14 protein-coding genes and 2 pseudogenes are annotated in these 15,518 nt (G+C 68.8%); 5 read left to right on the top strand and 11 right to left on the bottom strand.

Annotated features, from left to right (window positions below):
- Positions 1–165 precede the first annotated feature (165 nt).
- Complete coding sequence (locus ACFYP5_RS21845; RefSeq protein WP_389038461.1) at positions 166–765, bottom strand: DinB family protein; 600 nt, start codon at positions 763–765, stop codon at positions 166–168.
- A 419-nt stretch (positions 766–1,184) separates the two neighbouring features.
- Here ACFYP5_RS21845 and ACFYP5_RS21840 point away from each other — a divergent pair, with 419 nt between their 5' ends.
- A complete protein-coding gene (locus tag ACFYP5_RS21840; RefSeq protein ID WP_389038458.1) occupies positions 1,185–1,694 on the top strand; it encodes a DinB family protein in 510 nt (169 codons plus the stop codon).
- Positions 1,695–1,979: 285 nt separating this feature from the next.
- Here ACFYP5_RS21840 and ACFYP5_RS21835 read toward each other — a convergent pair whose 3' ends face one another.
- Both ACFYP5_RS21835 and ACFYP5_RS21830 read right to left on the bottom strand, forming a co-directional pair.
- Positions 1,980–2,294 carry a hypothetical protein gene (locus ACFYP5_RS21835; protein ID WP_327424728.1) on the bottom strand — a complete coding sequence of 105 codons (315 nt, stop codon included), beginning with the start codon at positions 2,292–2,294 and terminating at the stop codon, positions 1,980–1,982.
- Positions 2,295–2,624: 330 nt separating this feature from the next.
- The gene (locus ACFYP5_RS21830) at positions 2,625–2,987 is read right to left on the bottom strand and encodes a winged helix-turn-helix transcriptional regulator (protein ID WP_389038456.1); all 363 of its coding nucleotides are present in this window, start codon (positions 2,985–2,987) and stop codon (positions 2,625–2,627) included.
- Positions 2,988–3,042: 55 nt separating this feature from the next.
- Between ACFYP5_RS21830 and ACFYP5_RS21825 the strand changes: the two genes are divergently transcribed.
- The gene (locus ACFYP5_RS21825) at positions 3,043–4,269 is read left to right on the top strand and encodes an MFS transporter (RefSeq protein ID WP_389038453.1); all 1,227 of its coding nucleotides are present in this window, start codon (positions 3,043–3,045) and stop codon (positions 4,267–4,269) included.
- Between the two features lie 129 nt (positions 4,270–4,398).
- Here ACFYP5_RS21825 and ACFYP5_RS21820 read toward each other — a convergent pair.
- From ACFYP5_RS21820 to ACFYP5_RS21810, 3 genes and pseudogenes are all read right to left on the bottom strand, one after another.
- A pseudogene (locus ACFYP5_RS21820) lies at positions 4,399–5,249 on the bottom strand (aldo/keto reductase).
- 49 nt (positions 5,250–5,298) lie between these two features.
- A complete protein-coding gene (locus ACFYP5_RS21815; protein ID WP_389038451.1) occupies positions 5,299–6,327 on the bottom strand; it encodes a zinc-binding dehydrogenase in 1,029 nt (342 codons plus the stop codon).
- Positions 6,328–6,398: 71 nt separating this feature from the next.
- A pseudogene (locus tag ACFYP5_RS21810) lies at positions 6,399–7,375 on the bottom strand (aldo/keto reductase).
- 221 nt (positions 7,376–7,596) lie between these two features.
- On the opposite strand from ACFYP5_RS21810, the gene ACFYP5_RS21805 reads away from it, so the two are divergent.
- Complete coding sequence (locus tag ACFYP5_RS21805) at positions 7,597–8,505, top strand: helix-turn-helix transcriptional regulator (protein ID WP_389038448.1); 909 nt, start codon at positions 7,597–7,599, stop codon at positions 8,503–8,505.
- A 522-nt stretch (positions 8,506–9,027) separates the two neighbouring features.
- Here the strand turns inward: ACFYP5_RS21805 and ACFYP5_RS21800 are convergent.
- The 5 genes from ACFYP5_RS21800 to ACFYP5_RS21780 form a co-directional block, all read right to left on the bottom strand.
- Positions 9,028–9,591, bottom strand: a complete 564-nt coding sequence (locus tag ACFYP5_RS21800; RefSeq protein WP_389038446.1) for a hemerythrin domain-containing protein — start codon at positions 9,589–9,591, stop codon at positions 9,028–9,030.
- Between the two features lie 312 nt (positions 9,592–9,903).
- Positions 9,904–10,086 carry a CDGSH iron-sulfur domain-containing protein gene (locus ACFYP5_RS21795; RefSeq protein ID WP_389038443.1) on the bottom strand — a complete coding sequence of 61 codons (183 nt, stop codon included), beginning with the start codon at positions 10,084–10,086 and terminating at the stop codon, positions 9,904–9,906.
- Positions 10,087–10,144: 58 nt separating this feature from the next.
- Positions 10,145–10,807, bottom strand: coding sequence for a HemK2/MTQ2 family protein methyltransferase (locus tag ACFYP5_RS21790; protein WP_389038440.1), 663 nt, complete (start codon positions 10,805–10,807; stop codon positions 10,145–10,147).
- Between the two features lie 313 nt (positions 10,808–11,120).
- Positions 11,121–11,294, bottom strand: a complete 174-nt coding sequence (locus ACFYP5_RS21785) for a CsbD family protein (RefSeq protein ID WP_389038438.1) — start codon at positions 11,292–11,294, stop codon at positions 11,121–11,123.
- Between the two features lie 399 nt (positions 11,295–11,693).
- Complete coding sequence (locus ACFYP5_RS21780; protein WP_389038435.1) at positions 11,694–12,065, bottom strand: hypothetical protein; 372 nt, start codon at positions 12,063–12,065, stop codon at positions 11,694–11,696.
- A 957-nt stretch (positions 12,066–13,022) separates the two neighbouring features.
- On the opposite strand from ACFYP5_RS21780, the gene dnaK reads away from it, so the two are divergent.
- Positions 13,023–14,891: a molecular chaperone DnaK gene (gene dnaK, locus ACFYP5_RS21775; protein WP_389038432.1), complete on the top strand. Its 1,869-nt coding sequence runs from the start codon at positions 13,023–13,025 to the stop codon at positions 14,889–14,891.
- Positions 14,888–15,484: a nucleotide exchange factor GrpE gene (gene grpE, locus ACFYP5_RS21770; RefSeq protein ID WP_389038429.1), complete on the top strand. Its 597-nt coding sequence runs from the start codon at positions 14,888–14,890 to the stop codon at positions 15,482–15,484. The genes dnaK and grpE overlap by 4 nt, the downstream gene beginning before the upstream one ends.
- The last annotated feature ends 34 nt before the right edge of the window (positions 15,485–15,518 follow it).

The following is a 15,518-nucleotide window of genomic DNA, read 5'->3' as shown; positions in this document are numbered from 1 at the left end:
GCGTACCGCCGGGCTCCGTCGTCCCGTGCCTGAAGTCGGCGGCAGGGCGGTGTACGCCCACACCACCAGCCATACCGGGCGACGGTTGGGCCACAGACGATTCCGGCCGAGCGACGCTGCATGGCCGACCCCGGTACCGGTGGGGTCGGCCGCGGCAGGGCGGGATCAGCCGTTGCCCGCTTCCCGCGCCGCGCGCTCCAGTCGGCTCCGGTGGTTCTCCCACCATGCCTGATTGCCCGGTGGCACGTTGTCGCTGCCCTTCAACAGCCCGACCGTCCCGTCGATGAGCTCTCGCACGATGTCGGCGTGACCGGCGTGCCGTTGGGTATCGGCGATCACACGCACCAGGACATGGTGCAGTGTCACCTCCCGTCGCTCCTCCGGCCACCACGGGACGTGACCGATCGCGTCAAGCGTCAGCGTCGCGATCGTGCTGTTCGAGTGCTCCCACACCTGGTGGTACAGCCCGGTGATCTCTTCGCGCGACTCGTCCGCAGTGGCCCACATGTCCGCGTTGGGTTCGGCGTCCTCCGTGTACCACCAGGGCGGTGGCACGTCGTCGAAGAACGGCCGCCCAAACGTGTCGCCGAGGTACCCCGCCTCCACGCCGGCGACATGCTTGACCAGTCCCAAGAGGTTGGTGCCGGTAGGTGTCAGAGGGCGGCGGATGTCGTACTCCGAGAGTCCGTCGAGTTTCCACAACAGGGCGTCACGAGCGTCTTGCAGGTACCGGAGAACATCCGCTTTCGGGTTCGGTTCGATCATGCCGGGCAGTCTTCCATCCGGCACTGACAACCAGGCTCACAAGGCGACGCAGGACGGTGCTGCGGGGACCCTGCCGGGCGACACCACGGTCAACGCTTTCGCCGGCCGACCCACCTCTGGCGTGACCGCCCTACCGCGATGATCCCGAGCGCCGTTCCCTCCTGCCCGCTCGACACGGCGGGCCGGCTCAACGGGCACCACCGATAGCCGACTTGGTGCGGCGGGCCGGGCGAACGCCGGTGCCGAGCGCGCTGCGTCCTGCGCCCGTGACCACCGACGGGGCGGCGGCCCGGGCGGGTCCTGTGTCGTTCGCCGCCCGTGGTGATGGTCCGGGTCCGGGGGACGTCCCTCCCCCCGGGGACAGCCGAAGAGTGTGGATACTGGGCACCGAATACGGCCAGGGACGAGGGGTACGACAAGTGACCAGCGACACTCGCACAGGACCGCCCAGTTTCGGCAGCGAACGCGACATGCTGCGGGCCTTCCTCGACTACCACCGTGCGACTCTCGCCATGAAGTGCGAAGGGCTTGCCGACGAGGAACTGCGGCAGCGCTCGATGCCACCGTCAACGCTTTCACTGCTCGGTCTGGTACGGCACATGGCGGAGGTGGAACGCGCCTGGTTCCGTCGAGTCTTCGAGGACAACGACGCGCCCATGGTCTGGTCCGACAAGCCCGACTTCCAGGCAGCGTACGACGCAAGCGCATCAACCAGGGACGAGGCGTTCCATGCCTGGGAGGCCGAGGTGGAGAAGTCGCGCTCCATCGAGCGAGAGGCTGACTCCCTCGACCTGGCCGGGTACCAGCCAAGATGGGAAGAGGAAGTGTCACTGCGGATGGTGATGGTGCACGTGCTCCTCGAGTACGGCCGCCACAACGGACACGCAGACCTTCTGCGGGAAGGGCTCGACGGGACCGTGGGGGCCTGAATGCGCGAGAGGCCACCGCCTCCGGCGACCGGTGGGCAGCCAGAGCCGTCGCGCTCTCCGCTCCCCCGGCGGCCGCTGAGGTGTCCCCGCCCCTGCGGGGCGGGGCTTCCCACTATGGCTCGGGGGTCGGCGATCAAAGCATCGGGCCGCCGAAGCACACCTCGATCGCCAGGGCGACGCTGCCGCCGAGAAGACCACCCGCGTCGAACCGGCCGGCGAGCTGCCGGCCTGACACCGGATCGACGAGCGGACACATGAGAGCGCGGGCCGGCCTTCGAGAACGGTTCAATCCGATTCGCGGGCGAGTTCGAGTGCAAGGGCCTGAAGAATTTCCTCCGTGGGTGTCGCAGGTACTGTCTCGTCATAGGCATCCGCAACGGCCTGGAACGCGAGCACGAATCCGGTGATCAGTGCACTGAGCGGCTGAGAGAGCTGACTCAGGACGGACAGCCCGACCTCGCGCGGACCCGCGGCCGCAGACACGACGAAATGCTCGGGAACCACTTCGCCGAGCAGGTCCGAGACATAGTCCGTACCGACGCCGCTGCGCAGTGCGGTGAGCGCCGCGATCGCCTTGAGTTTGATCTCGTTCTCGGTCATGGGACGAGGGTAGGAGCAAACCTCAGCACTTGGGCGGCACGGACATCCCGGCGACGTCGGATGGTCGGTCACCACGGGCTGCGGTCCGGGCGCGGCCGGCACCGGACCGGGTGTCGCAGCGGCACTCCTGGTCGCACAGGTGACTGCACCGACAGGACGACGGCCTCGGGCGGCAGGCTGCCGGGAGCGGCGAGCAGGGCGCGATCGGCGCCAGGCTGACCAGGACGGTGCCCGCGCTCCGTAAGGACGCGCTGCGCTTCTTCGCGGCCGGCTTCCTGCTGCGGCGCGACTGCCGCGTCGCGCGGTTCGTAGCCGGATCGGCGAGCCAGGTCACCGTTGCGAGTCGGCTTGCACGCGAGCGCGTTCGATGTCGGGGACGTGGCGCTCGGCCCATTCCCGGACGGCACGTAGGGGTATCAGCAGTGACCGGCCGAGGTCGGTGAGGGCGTACTCGACGTGCGGGGGATGTGCGGGAATCTCCGTGCGAGAGATCAGGCCGTCGTACTCCATCGCGCGAAGCGTCTCCGTGAGCGCCTTGGGTGTGATCCCCCGGATGTGCGCCTTGAGCTCGGTGAATCGCATCGGCCCGGTGTCGAGCGCGTTGACGACGAACACCGTCCAGCGCGCCCCGATCCGGTGCAGGACGGTGCGACTGGGGCAGGTCGCGGCCATGACGTTGTAGGCCTTACCCATGCACGACTCCCGGTAGCGTTGTGGATACCGGTATAAAATATATACCGTCTGGGAGGTGGCTAATTCCGATTCCACGGTCCGTCCCTCGATGGCTCGACATGGCCGTCTCGTCGCGGCGATCGTCATCGACTCGATCGGCACCGGCGTCTTCATCCCCGTTTCGATGCTGTATTTCCTTGCCACGACCTCGCTGACGCTGGTGCAGGTGGGCGCGGCGCTGACGACGGCCGGGCTGCTGTCGCTCCCAGCAGGTCCTCTGATCGGAGGACTGGTCGACCGGTACGGCGCCAAGCCGGTGCTGCAAGCGGCAAACCTGGCCCAGGCGCTCGGCTTCGCCGGGTATCTCGTCGTGGGTCAAACCTGGCAGATCGTCATCTGCGCGTGGTTGAACAGCGCCGGGAGGGCAGTGTTCTTCGGCTGCTACGGCGTGACCGTCACGGCGCTGGCCGCGCCCGGTCAGCGCGAGCGCTGGTTCGGCCTCCTCGGGTCCGTACGCAACCTCGGGTACGCACTCGGCGGGCTCCTCTCCGCCGTCGCCGTCAGTGTCGGTACTCACGGCGTCTACGCCGCGATCGTGGCCATCAACGCCATGTCCTATGTCACCGCCTTCGCCCTGATGCGGGCCGTACCGAACGCCCGTCCGCAAGCGGGCCACGACGCGGCCGGAGGCTGGCGGCGCGTGCTCCTGGACCGGCGACACCTGTCACTCGTCGGACATCAACTGTGCTTCGCCATCTCGTTGTTCGCCCTCAACATCGCGATACCGGTCTACACCGTGGACGTGCTGGGACTGCCGGGATGGACGGCCGGGGCGGTCTTCACGCTCAACACCCTGATGGTCGGCTTCGGCCAGGGCATCGTCGTCGGTTGGCTCGGCGGGCGGGTCCGCAGTCGCGTCCTCGTCGCAGGACACGCCTGCTTTGCTGCCGGCTACCTCCTGTTCCTCGCCGCCGACCGCGTGGCCGTGCTCGCCCTCGCGGTCGCCGTCGTACTGCTCGGAGCGGGCAGCTACACCCTCGGTGAAATCCTCGGCGGCCCCATCGCGTCGACGGTCGCCGCGGAGAGCGCCCCGGACGCTCTCCGCGGCCGTTACCTGGCCCTCAACCAACTCGCCGTGACTTTGGCAGGAACGGTCGCTCCGGTCGCGTTCTCCGGGTTGCTGTCCACTGGGGCAGCCGCGATCTGGCTGACCCTGGTCGGCGTCAGCGTCCTCGGAGCGACGCTCGCCACCGTGATCGGCAGGATGGTGCCGGCGGCACAGAGCCGCATCGGGGATGTCTAAGGGCTGTCCCGTAATCCCTGGTGGATCAGCGCACGGCGTCGGATGCGGTGCATCGCAAGGCGGAGGGGCGTCCTCGTACCGGTCGAATGCGGGCTTTCCGACAAGCTGCTCGCCGCGAGCGCATGCGGGTCAAGCATCCAGGCGGCGCTTGGCGAGCCAGGTGACGATCTCGGGGTCGTGGTGGTCGAAGAACAGCGAGCCGGCGGTGTCGAGGGTGGCGATCCGGGCCATCTGTTCGTCGGTGAGCCGGAAGTCGAAGACGTCGAGGTTCTCGGCCATCCGCTGGGCGCGGACCGACTTGGGGATGGCGATGACGCCGCGCTGGGTCAGCCAGCGCAGCACGACCTGCGCGACCGTCTTGCCGTGCTCCTTGCCGATCTCGGCGAGGAGGGGGTTGGTGAACAGGTCGTTCTTGCCCTCGGCGAAGCCGCCCCAGGACTGGATCTGCACGCCGTGCTCGCGCATGAGGTCCTGGTAGTCGGCGCGCTGGAAGAAGGGGTGGGTCTCGATCTGGTTGACGGCCGGGGTGATCTCGTTGTTGACGATCAGGTCGATGAGCCGGTCGGGGTAGAAGTTGGCGACGCCGATGGCCTTCGCCGTGCCCTCGCGGTTGAGGGCTTCCATGGCGCGCCACTGGCCGTAGACGTCGCCGAGGGCTGGTGCATGAGGTACAGGTCGAGGTGGTCCAGGCCGAGCTTGTTCAGCGAGGTCTCGAAGGCCCGTGTGGTGTTGTCCCGGGCCGGGGTGTCTTGGACCCAGAGCTTGGTTGTGACGAACAGATCCTCCCGCGGGATGCCGCTGGACTTGATGGCCCGGCCGACGGCTTCCTCGTTGCCGTAGGCGGCCGCGGTGTCCAGGAGGCGCTAGCCGGCGGCGAGTGCGTCGGTGACGGCGCGCTCGGTGTCCTCGGCGGGGATCTGGTAGACGCCGAAGCCGAGGAGCGGCATCTCGACGCCGTTGTTCAGGGTCACGGTCTGCATTGAGGGGATGTCCTTCGCGTTGCTGATGCTGGGGGGCGTGGGGCCCTGGTCAGGGGCGGACAAGGGCCTTGAGGACCTGGCGGTCAGCCATGGCCCGGTACGCCTGCGGGGTCTCGTCGAGGGTGAAGGTACGGTCGAAGACGCGGCCGGGGGCGATGGTGCCGTCAAGGACATCGGGCAGGAGGCGTTCGATGTAGGCGCGGGCGGGGCTGGCGCCGCCGGTCAGGGTGATGTTGCGCATGAAGTCGGCCGGGCCGACCGGGCCTTGCTCGTACTGGGGGACCCCGAGACGGCTGATGGTGCCGCCGTCCAGGACCGCGCCGAGTGCGGTGTCGAGGGTCTCGCGGGTGCCGACGGCCTCGATGACTTTGTCCACGCCGTTGGTCAGTTCGCGGATACGGGCGATGCCTTCCTCGCCGCGCTCGGCGACGACGTCGGTCGCGCCGAACTCACGCCCCAGATCGGTGCGCGTCTCGTGGCGGCCCGCGAGGACGATCCGGTCGGCGCCCAGCCGCTGGGCGGCGATCACCGCGCACAGACCGCCCGCGCCGTCCCCGACGACCAGCACCGTGTCTCCGCGGCCGACGCCCGCGGTGACCGCGCCGTGGTGGCCGGTGGTCATCACGTCCGACAGCGCCAGCAGCGACGGGAGCAGGGCTGAGTCGGCGGTCACGGGCAGCTTGACCAGGGTGCCGTCCGCGACCGGGACGCGGACGGCTTCGCCCTGCCCGCCATCGACGCCGTCGAAGCCGTACCGGCCGCCGTTGCGGCACGAGATGTGCAGGCGCTTGGCGCAGTAGTCGCAGGTGTTGTCGCTGTAGGTGAATGGGGCCACGACCAGGTCACCCGTCTTCAGGCCGGTTACGTCTGCGCCGGTTTCCTCGATGACGCCGAGGAATTCGTGGCCCATGGGGCGGCCGGTGTCCGTGGCGGCCATCGAACCGTACGGCCACAGATCGCTGCCGCATACGCATGAGGCGAGCACGCGGACGACGGCATCGGTGGACTGGACGATCTTTGGGTCGGGCCGGTCCTCGACGCGGACGTCGCCGGCTCCGTACATCACGGCTGCACGCATGACAGGCGTTACTCCAAACAGGTGGTGCGGCTGGCGTGCCGAGCGGCGACGCCAGGGGCGGCCGAGGGCGGTCAGCGTTCGAGCATCCGCGCCTGGGCTTCGGTGTGAGTGTCACCGGCGGCGGGCGGCAGGCTGGAGAGCTGGTCGAGCTGCTCACGCGTGAGGGTCACGGCGTCGGCGGCGGTGTTCTCCTCGGCCCGGCTCACGCGCTTGGTGCCGGGGATGGGGGCGATGTCGTCGCCCTGGGCGAGCAGCCAGGCCAGCGCGACCTGCGCGGGCGTGGCCCCGACCTGGGCGGCCAGGGCCTTGACCTGGTCGGCGAGGGCGAGGTTGCGCTGGAAGTTCTCGCCGGTGAAACGCGGGTTGTCGCGGCGGAAGTCGCCTTCGTCGAACTGGTCGGTGGAGCGGACGGTGCCGGTCAGGAAACCGCGTCCGAGTGGAGAGAACGGGACCAGGCCGATGTTCAGTTCTCGCAGCACCGGCAGGACGCGCTCCTCGATGCCGCGGGTGAACAAGGAGTATTCCGACTGCACGGCGGTGACGGGCTGGACGGCGTGCGCGCGGCGGATCGTGTCCGGGCCGGCCTCGGAGAGACCGAAAGTGCGGACCTTGCCCTCGGCGATCAGCTCGGCGACCGCGCCTGCGGTGTCCTCGATCGGCGTGTTCGGATCCACCCGGTGCTGGTAGTACAGGTCGATGTGGTCGGTGCCCAGCCGCTTCAGGGAGCCTCGACCGCGGTGCGGATGTTGGCCGGGCCGGAATCCAGGTTCCACGGACCGTCGCCGCCGTGGGAGACCAGGCCGAACTTCGTGGCCAGCACCACCTTGTCCCGGCGCCCCTTCAGCGCCTTCCCGAGGAGTTCCTCGTTGGTATACGGGCCGTAGATCTCGGCGGTGTCGATGAGCGTAACGCCCAGCTCCAGCGCCCGGTGCACCGTCCGGATCGACTCCGCGTCATCGGTGCCGGAGCCGGTGTAGCCGTGGGACATGCCCATCGCACCGAGGCCGATCCGGGAAACCTCCAGGTCACGCAGCTTGATGTACCGCATCTCGCCCTTTCTGAATCCAGGGGTGCCCGGCACCCCCACACTCTCGCCCGGCCGGGCAAGCCGTGCCTGCGCCGGCCGAGGCTCGGTTCCGGGGGTACCGGCGTTTCACTCCTTCACCTTCGCCCGGATTGCTTCCTTGTGGCAGGGCGGGCTCTTCAGGGGTAATGACAGGGCCCCTCTCTCTCCTGCACACCAGGGCCCGAGCGGGCGAGACTGGGGACATGGCTTCCGAGAGCGCGCACAGCGAGGGCGCCGAGCTGGGCCGCTACCTGCGCGCCCGCCGCACCCAGACCAGCCCTGAACACGTCGGCCTCACCGTCGGCGCCGGCTTCCGCCGCACCCCCGGCCTGCGCCGCGAGGAGCTGGCCACCCTCGCCGGCATCAGCATCGACTACTACGTACGCCTGGAACGCGGCAAGGAGACCCGCCCCAGCCCCGCCGTCCTCGACTCCCTCGCCCGCGCCCTGCACATGGACGACCAAGAGCACCAGCACCTGCGCGAGCTCGCCGCCCGTGCCGCCCGCTACGCCTCCGAACCGCCGCCCGCGCCCAGCCGCACCGTGCGCCCCCACCTCAAACTGCTGCTCGAGTCCCTGCGCCCGAACCCGGCCTACGTGATCAGCCGCAGCATGGACATGCTCGCCTGGAACCCCGGCGGCCTCGCCCTGTACGCGGGCCTGGAGGACTGGCCGGCCAAGCACCGCAACCTCGCCCGCTACCTCTTCCTCCACCCGGTCGCGCGTGATCTGTTCCCGGACTGGGACCGGCAGATCACCGGCTGCGTTGCCCGGCTGCGCGCCGTCGCCGGCACCGCCCCCGACGCCCCCGACCTCACCAATCTGGTCGGCGAACTCCTCCTCAAAAGCCCGGACTTCGCGGGCCTGTGGGAACGCTACGAGGTTGCCGGACGCAAACCGACACAGAAGGTCTTCCAGCACCCGCAGGTCGGAACGGTCACCCTCACCTCGCAGTCACTGCACGTGGAAGGCACCCCGGGCCAGCGCATCGGCGTCTACACCGCAGAACCCGGCACCCCCGACCACGACGCCCTGCTCCTGCTCGACCTGACCGCGCCCCGGCCTGCGGAGCACCCCGCGCCCGCACCGAAGGCCGCCGGACAGCAGCCGTGAGATCACCGCACCCGACTTGCGAGGTCCAGATCCGCGGAACTGCTCCGCGGACCGAACTTCAGGAAATGGCCACGCTCCTGAGACAGGAACGTGGCCTCACCATGAGACTGACTGGGTACCCGCAGGTCACAGCCTCGTCTGGTGCTGCGAACGTTGAGATCCCACAGGCCGGGAAGCGGACCGGAGCGCCGGGGAAGGGGACCGGCCCACGCAGGGCCGGGGCGCTACCGGGCCACCGCCCGTAATCCGATCCTTACGCGAGCCGGCCGTGATCGCATACGCAGACGGGAAAAGGTGTCCCGCCATGGTGCCGTCGCCATCGGGATCGCGCGACAACGTCCCCGGAGACGATCCGAGCATGGGTCATCCCCTGCTCGGACGGAGTTCAGAGCTCGGCGTCCCCTGGAGAGCCTCCGCCCGACGGGAAGCGGAAGCGGGGAACCCGGTGCATCCGCACCGCTCGGGACGGGTCCACCGCACGGCAGGGCGCCCCAGGCTTCCTTGCGGACACTGGTTGACGGTTCAGCCTGTGGTCGTGCGGCCGCTCAGCAGGTCGCGCACCCGGTCCACCAGTCCGACGCCGGGCGCGAGCAGCTTGTTGGCGGGCGGGGTGTCCGGGAGGGAGGGGTGCGGTCGGGTGGGGGCCACCTCCTTGGCGCGGCGCACCAGCCGCCCCAGCTCGCCCAGCTTGTCGGATGAAGACGACTCCGCGAGTGTCGGGAACAGCTCGTGCTCCTCCTCACGGACGTGGGAGGCGACCTCGAACTTCAGTTTCGCAACGATGTCGTTGAACTGCGGATCGTCGGCGTGCAGGTCTTCGAGGTCCTTGAGCATCTGCTCGACCTTGGCGTGATCGGCAAGTTCCTTGTCCGCCAGCGCATCACCGTGCGGTACGTACTTGCGTACCGTCGGATACAGGTACATCTCCTCGGCGACGGAGTGCCGCACCAGTTCCGCGGTCAGCAGGTCGGCCAGCTCACGTCGCCGCGGATGGTCGACCGGCTGCGCCTCGATCCGCGCGAACAACTCCTCCAGCTCACGATGATCGGCCGTGAGCTCCACGATCACATTCCCGCCGTGTCCCATGAAAGTCCCTTCCTCGGGTTCGTCGCCCTCCGCAGATCGGAGCCGCAGTCACCCGGACAACCGGTCAAGGAAACAAAACCTGTGCTCTGCCCGCGAAGACGGACACGGCACTCACCACCCCGGCGCAGCCACGCCCCGGGCACACACCCCTTCCCGCTCATGGCGCGCCCAAGCCGCTGTCGCAGGGCTTCGGCCCCTCGCCGTTCGCCCCACGCCGGGTTGCTGAGAATGCCTCCCTACGCTCGAGGCCACGCCGGGCGGGCCGGCGTCTCGGCAGGGTGTCCCGGCCGCCGCAGAACGGACGGCGAGTCCTCACTCCGCGCGCCGCTCCGAGGCCGGCGGTGGAGCCTTCCGCTTCTTCCGGCCGCGGTGGCTCGTGTCGCACCAAGGGAAGATGAGGCTCCGTCGGCAGGTGCACAGGGCGACGACAGGCCGGTCCGAGCGAGCAATGCTGCCGTCCTCCTGGACAACTTCGACGGGCCCTTCCACGAGCATGGGTCCGCCCGGCTCCTGCATGACGCGTCGTGCGGCTGCCCGAGGCGCGGTCCCTGGTTCATCGCGGCCGTACGGCACGGATCACCACCAGTTCCTCCTTCTCCTGGCCGTGCTCGATCAGGCCCTGGGCCTCCAGCCAGTCGGCGCGTTCACGCAGCACAGGGCCGAAGGGAACGAACCGGCGGTCGGTCACGGTGACGTCCAGTTCGGCTTCGGTCAGCCGCGCCACGGTCATCGCCGGGTTGCTCATCACGGAGTGGACAGCCAGCAGCACACCCCTTGGGCGCAGCAGAGCGGGAACCTTGGCACAGAGCCGGTCGATGACAGCCCGGCCGTCGATCCCCGCCTCCCAGGCCCGAGCAGCACCGCGGCGTGTCATGCGGGCGTCAGCGGACGGTACGTACGGTGGGTTCGCCAGCACCACGTCGAATCTCAGGCCGGTCACAGGTTCCGTCAGGTCGCCACGGCTGACCCGGATCACCCGCGCGTGCCCGGACAGCAGTGCGTTGAGCCGTGTGGTGAGCACCGCCGCCGCCGACGCGTCGATGGCCACAACGCGGGCAGCGCCGTGGCGGGCTGCGGCGATGGCCACCGCGCCGGTACCGGTACCCACGTCGAGCACATCGGCCCGGGGTGACAGATGCTCGCGCCGCAGAGCGGATATCAGCATGGCTGTGTCTTCCTGCGGCGCGTAGACACCTGGAGGCTTGAGGAGTATCACTGTCGCGTCCGACTCTCAGCGCTCATGGAGAGCGGGAATCCGTCCACCCCGCCATGGCCGTCCTGTGCACAACACGAACGCTCAGGAACAGCCATGGCGGGCGCTGGACGACGGGCCGGGCGCGATGACTCCACCTCTGGAGAGGCGTGCATGACGGATGATCAGCCTCCGAACCGGTGTTGCGAGCAACTCGACTCGACGTTCGCTGAACGCCGGTGAAGTGTCAGTAGCACCGAAATCTGAAGCCCCGGCGCACGAGCGTGAAGCACGAATGCCGTCCCCCGGCTGCGCGGTCCTTCCTGCGTCCGGGCAACTAGCGTCCGGACTTCTTCAACCGCTCAGCCGCCTTTGCGGCGGTCTCCTGGGCCTTGCCCGTCAATTGCTCGCTGCGGCCCTCCGACTGCATGCCCTTGTCGCCCATGGCATCGCCAGCGGTTTCCTTCAGCTTGCCCTTGACCTGCTTGGCCTTCGCCTTTGCCTTGCTCATAACGATGCTGTCCTTCTCTGTGAGGGGGACTGACGTACCCACCCTGCGCCGATCACTCCGAGGCCGCAATCGGTGAGGCGCCCCGCTCACGAGCAGTCCGGCGAGGAAGGTTCGTGGGGACGCACGCCGGCGGCCGGCCGCGCACCTGGTCGGCGCAGTAGGCCTGAACACGCTGGATGACGTGGCCGCCCTGCGTGTCGGACACGGTGAAGAGGGCGCCGTCGGAGTTACGGATGATGAAGGCGCCCTTGAGGCACAGAACAAGGCACCTGTCCTGCTGCCGGTTCCCCCGTCCGGGTGGTTGGCTCCATGGGCACAGAGTCTGCCGGGCTTCTCGTCCCGGAGGGGCGAAGGAGTCGGCCAGGGCGGCTCCGATCAGCGACGTCAAGTCATCGGCGCTCACGTTCCCAGACGATCCCGCGGGACCAGCGGCAGCAGATCCCGCATCGCCCGCTCAGGGTCGGGGACGGAGATCGCCAGCCTGTCGAACGGTGCACCCCGGCGCAGTTCCACACACAGCACCGGCCCCCCGGCCCGTACGAACGCGAAGTCCTGTCCCTCCTGAAGTGGGCGGATGCCCGCGCACAGCCGTCCAGGAATCCAGGTGCCCCGGCCGCGCCCACCGCGAAGAGCCCGCCACCAGTCGGGCTCGATATACAGACGGCGAAGTGCCGATCCCGGCACCCGCACCTCGCTGTGGCGTGTCGCGACCTTCTCCCACCACGACAGGCGAACAACGATTTCGGTGCCGTCCACTTCCACCCGCGCCATGGCCTCTCCTCATTGCCGTCTTACGAGGACGGCAGGACCCGCACCACCACACACATGTCCGACGGCTCCTGTCCCGTCGTCCACAGGGCCGGCCGGGCGACCGACGCCGGTCACGGCCGTACGGCCCGGTGCGCGATCGAGCTGACCTCGACCGTCACACACCTGGAGATCTGTACGGGAGCGTCCTGGCGATGAGGCATCGGGAGACCTCTCCGCCGCGCACACGTCCCCGGATGGTCCTCCCGGATGACCGGGGCCAACCGTGCCGGGTGCGCATCCTTTTTAGCCCGGTGGTGACTTCGGTCCCAGTGATTGATCACATCGTCGGCGAGGCGGCGTACTCATCGCGCTCTGCCGGTACTCGCACCGGTCGCCCGCGGGATGCCCGGTGACGTGGAACTGGTGGCCCTTGCCCGGTGTGATGTCGGCCCTGGCGATCTGGGCTTCTGCTCTGTCTTCCGGGGGCGGTTTCGCCGACGTTGCAGCTGCCGGAACGGGTCGGTGCTCATCAGGGCCCGCAGGGTCGAAGCGCCGGCGAGCAGGCCGGTGACATGGCTAACGGGGACAATGGCCCCAGGGAGTGGCAGCAAGTGGCCGCCCGGCCCTCCGAACCGGTTCGCCCCCGATTGCTGGGCCGCCGACGTCGGGGGTCCCCCTCCCGGTGTGCGATCGACCTCAGCGACGCCGCCCGCCTCGTCGAGCCGCTCGCTCACGCGCTCCCCTACCTGGAGGATCGCCGCGATCTTGCCGACCGCGTGGACCTCCTCGTCCAGCAGATCGAGAGGTTCCGCAGGTACGACAACGGGCGTCGTCGCGGTGTGAGCGCGACCCCCGAGCAGGCCCGCCCGGGTCTCTCTACTCCGCGGCGGGCCAGAGAGGCGGACCATACTTGACCCAGTTGCACTCAGGTTTTATCAATGGAAGAGCATCAAGCATTGCCGGGAAAGGGAGGCAGTGATGGCACGGGCTGTGGGCGTTGACCTGGGAACGACGAACTCCGTGGTGTCTGTGCTCGAGGCCGGCGAGCCGACGGTCATTGCGAATACCGAAGGCGCGCGGACCACTCCGTCGGTGGTGGCGTTCGCCAAGACGGGTGAGGTGCTCGTCGGCGAGATCGCCAAGCGGCAGGCAGTGACGAATGTCGAGCGCACCGCGCGGTCGGTCAAGCGGCACATGGGAGAGGCGCAGTGGCGTTTCCCCGAGTCCGGTGACATCGACGGCAAGCGGTACACCGCGCAGGAGATCTCCGCGCGCGTGCTGCAGAAACTGAAGCGGGACGCCGAAGCACATCTCGGGGAGGACGTCACCGACGCGGTGATCACCGTCCCGGCGTACTTCAACGACTCCCAGCGCACCGCGACCAAGGAGGCGGGCCACATCGCGGGCCTGAACGTGCTGCGGATCATCAACGAGCCGACGTCCGCGGCCCTGGCCTACGGCCTGGACAAGGAGAACGACCAGACGATCCTCGTGTTCGACCTCGGTGGCGGCACCTTCGACGTATCCCTGCTGGACATCGGCGAGGGCCTCGTGGAGGTGAAGGCGACCAACGGCGACACACACCTCGGCGGTGACGACTGGGACCAGCAGATCGTCGACCACCTGGTGAAGCAGTTCAAGAACGGCTACGGCGTCGACCTGTCCAAGGACAAGATGGCGCTGCAGCGTCTGCGCGAGGCTGCGGAGAAGGCGAAGATCGAACTGTCGTCCGCGACCGAGACGACGATCAACCTGCCCTACATCTCGGCGTCGGCCGAGGGCCCGCTGCACCTGGACGAGAAGCTGACGCGTGCGCAGTTCGAGCAGCTCACCGCGGACCTGCTGGAGCGCTGCAAGGGTCCGTTCCACAACGCCGTCAAGGACGCCGGGATCAAGGTGTCGGACATCGACCATGTGATCCTGGTGGGCGGGTCGACGCGGATGCCGGCAGTGACCGAACTGGTGAAGGAGCTGACCTCCAAGGATCCGCACAAGGGCGTGAACCCCGACGAGGTCGTCGCCATCGGCGCCTCGCTCCAGGCCGGTGTCCTCAAGGGTGAGGTCAAGGACGTCCTGCTCCTCGACGTCACACCGCTGTCCCTCGGTATCGAGACCAAGGGCGGCATCATGACGAAGCTCATCGAGCGCAACACCACGATCCCGACCAAGCGGTCCGAGATCTTCACGACGGCCGACGACAACCAGCCGTCGGTGCAGATCCAGGTCTACCAGGGCGAGCGCGAGATCGCGGCGTACAACAAGAAGCTGGGCGTTTTCGAGCTGACCGGTCTGCCACCGGCCCCGCGTGGTGTCCCGCAGATCGAGGTCACCTTCGACATCGACGCCAACGGCATCATGCACGTCGCTGCCAAGGACCTCGGCACCGGCAAGGAGCAGAAGATGACCGTCACCGGTGGTTCTTCTCTGCCCAGGGACGACATCGACCGCATGGTGCAGGAGGCCGAGCAGTACGCGGAGGAGGACCACCGCCGTCGCGAGGCGGCCGAGACCCGCAACCAGGCGGAATCCCTGGTCTACCAGACCGAGAAGCTGCTGCAGGACAACGCGGACAAGATCCCAGGGGACGTGAAGACGGAGGTGGAGGCCGCGCTCACCGAGCTGAAGGAGAAACTCAAGGGCGAGGACACCACCGAGATCCGTGCCGCCACCGAGAAGGCGAGTGCGGCCGCACAGCGGATCGGCACCGCCCTCTACGCGCAGACGCAGGCCCGAGCCGGTGAGGGCGGCGCGGCCGACAGCAGCACGGCTGGGGACACGGGCTCCGGCGACGAGGACGTCGTCGATGCGGAGATCGTCGACGACGAGCAGAAGGGAGGAGCCGGATGAGCAAGGACCCGCACCTCAGGCATCAGAGCGAGCGGTCACCTGTCGTGATGCGCGACGTGCGCAGGAACGACCCGGTCATCCTGCAGCCCCGGCGGCGGCAGGATGTGTCCGGTCCGGACGGCGTCGGTCAGGGACGCCCGGACTCCGATCGGGCGGACGCCGCACCGCTGCGTGAGCAGATCGCGGAGCTGACCGAGGATCTGCAGCGGGTGAAGGCCGAGTACGACAACTACCGCAAGAGGGTGCGCCGCGACCGGCTGGCCGTAAGGGAGATCGCGGTGGTCAATGTACTCACCGGCCTGCTTCCGGTCCTGGATGTCGTGGAGGCGGCTCGACGGCACGGCGACTGCGACGGCGCTGCGGCGGTCCTCTTCGACGTACTCGAGGAGCGGCTGGCGGCTCTGGGGCTGCGCACTGTCGGTGCCGCGGGTGAACCCTTCGACCCGAACACACATGAGGCGATCGAGTACCGCGCCTCCGGGACGGGCCGTGAAGCCGTGTGCACCGAGGTGCTGCGCCACGGCTACCGGGTCGGCGACCGCCTCCTGCGCCCGGCCCAGGTGGCGGTGGCAGGACCCGCTCCTGCCGCATAGCCCCGTGTGAGGCAATCCCCGAGGCTGAGTCGGG

It is taken from the genome of Streptomyces sp. NPDC005262 (assembly GCF_042872425.1).
GTDB lineage: Bacteria > Actinomycetota > Actinomycetes > Streptomycetales > Streptomycetaceae > Streptomyces.
Note: the sequence above shows the minus strand (reverse complement) of the source record. Positions and strands in the feature narration are given on the sequence as shown.

Excerpts from the sequence above, each read along its gene's own strand:
- ACFYP5_RS21780 (WP_389038435.1), bottom strand. The coding sequence starts at position 12,065 with ATGGCGCGGGTGGAAGTGGACGGCACCGAAATCGTTGTTCGCCTGTCG.
- ACFYP5_RS21845 (WP_389038461.1), bottom strand. The coding sequence starts at position 765 with ATGATCGAACCGAACCCGAAAGCGGATGTTCTCCGGTACCTGCAAGAC.
- ACFYP5_RS21795 (WP_389038443.1), bottom strand. The coding sequence starts at position 10,086 with ATGCTCGTGGAAGGGCCCGTCGAAGTTGTCCAGGAGGACGGCAGCATT.
- ACFYP5_RS21830 (WP_389038456.1), bottom strand. The coding sequence starts at position 2,987 with ATGGGTAAGGCCTACAACGTCATGGCCGCGACCTGCCCCAGTCGCACC.
- ACFYP5_RS21785 (WP_389038438.1), bottom strand. The coding sequence starts at position 11,294 with ATGAGCAAGGCAAAGGCGAAGGCCAAGCAGGTCAAGGGCAAGCTGAAG.
- grpE (WP_389038429.1), top strand. The coding sequence starts at position 14,888 with ATGAGCAAGGACCCGCACCTCAGGCATCAGAGCGAGCGGTCACCTGTC.
- ACFYP5_RS21835 (WP_327424728.1), bottom strand. The coding sequence starts at position 2,294 with ATGACCGAGAACGAGATCAAACTCAAGGCGATCGCGGCGCTCACCGCA.
- dnaK (WP_389038432.1), top strand. The coding sequence starts at position 13,023 with ATGGCACGGGCTGTGGGCGTTGACCTGGGAACGACGAACTCCGTGGTG.
- ACFYP5_RS21800 (WP_389038446.1), bottom strand. The coding sequence starts at position 9,591 with ATGGGACACGGCGGGAATGTGATCGTGGAGCTCACGGCCGATCATCGT.
- ACFYP5_RS21815 (WP_389038451.1), bottom strand. The coding sequence starts at position 6,327 with ATGCGTGCAGCCGTGATGTACGGAGCCGGCGACGTCCGCGTCGAGGAC.
- ACFYP5_RS21805 (WP_389038448.1), top strand. The coding sequence starts at position 7,597 with ATGGCTTCCGAGAGCGCGCACAGCGAGGGCGCCGAGCTGGGCCGCTAC.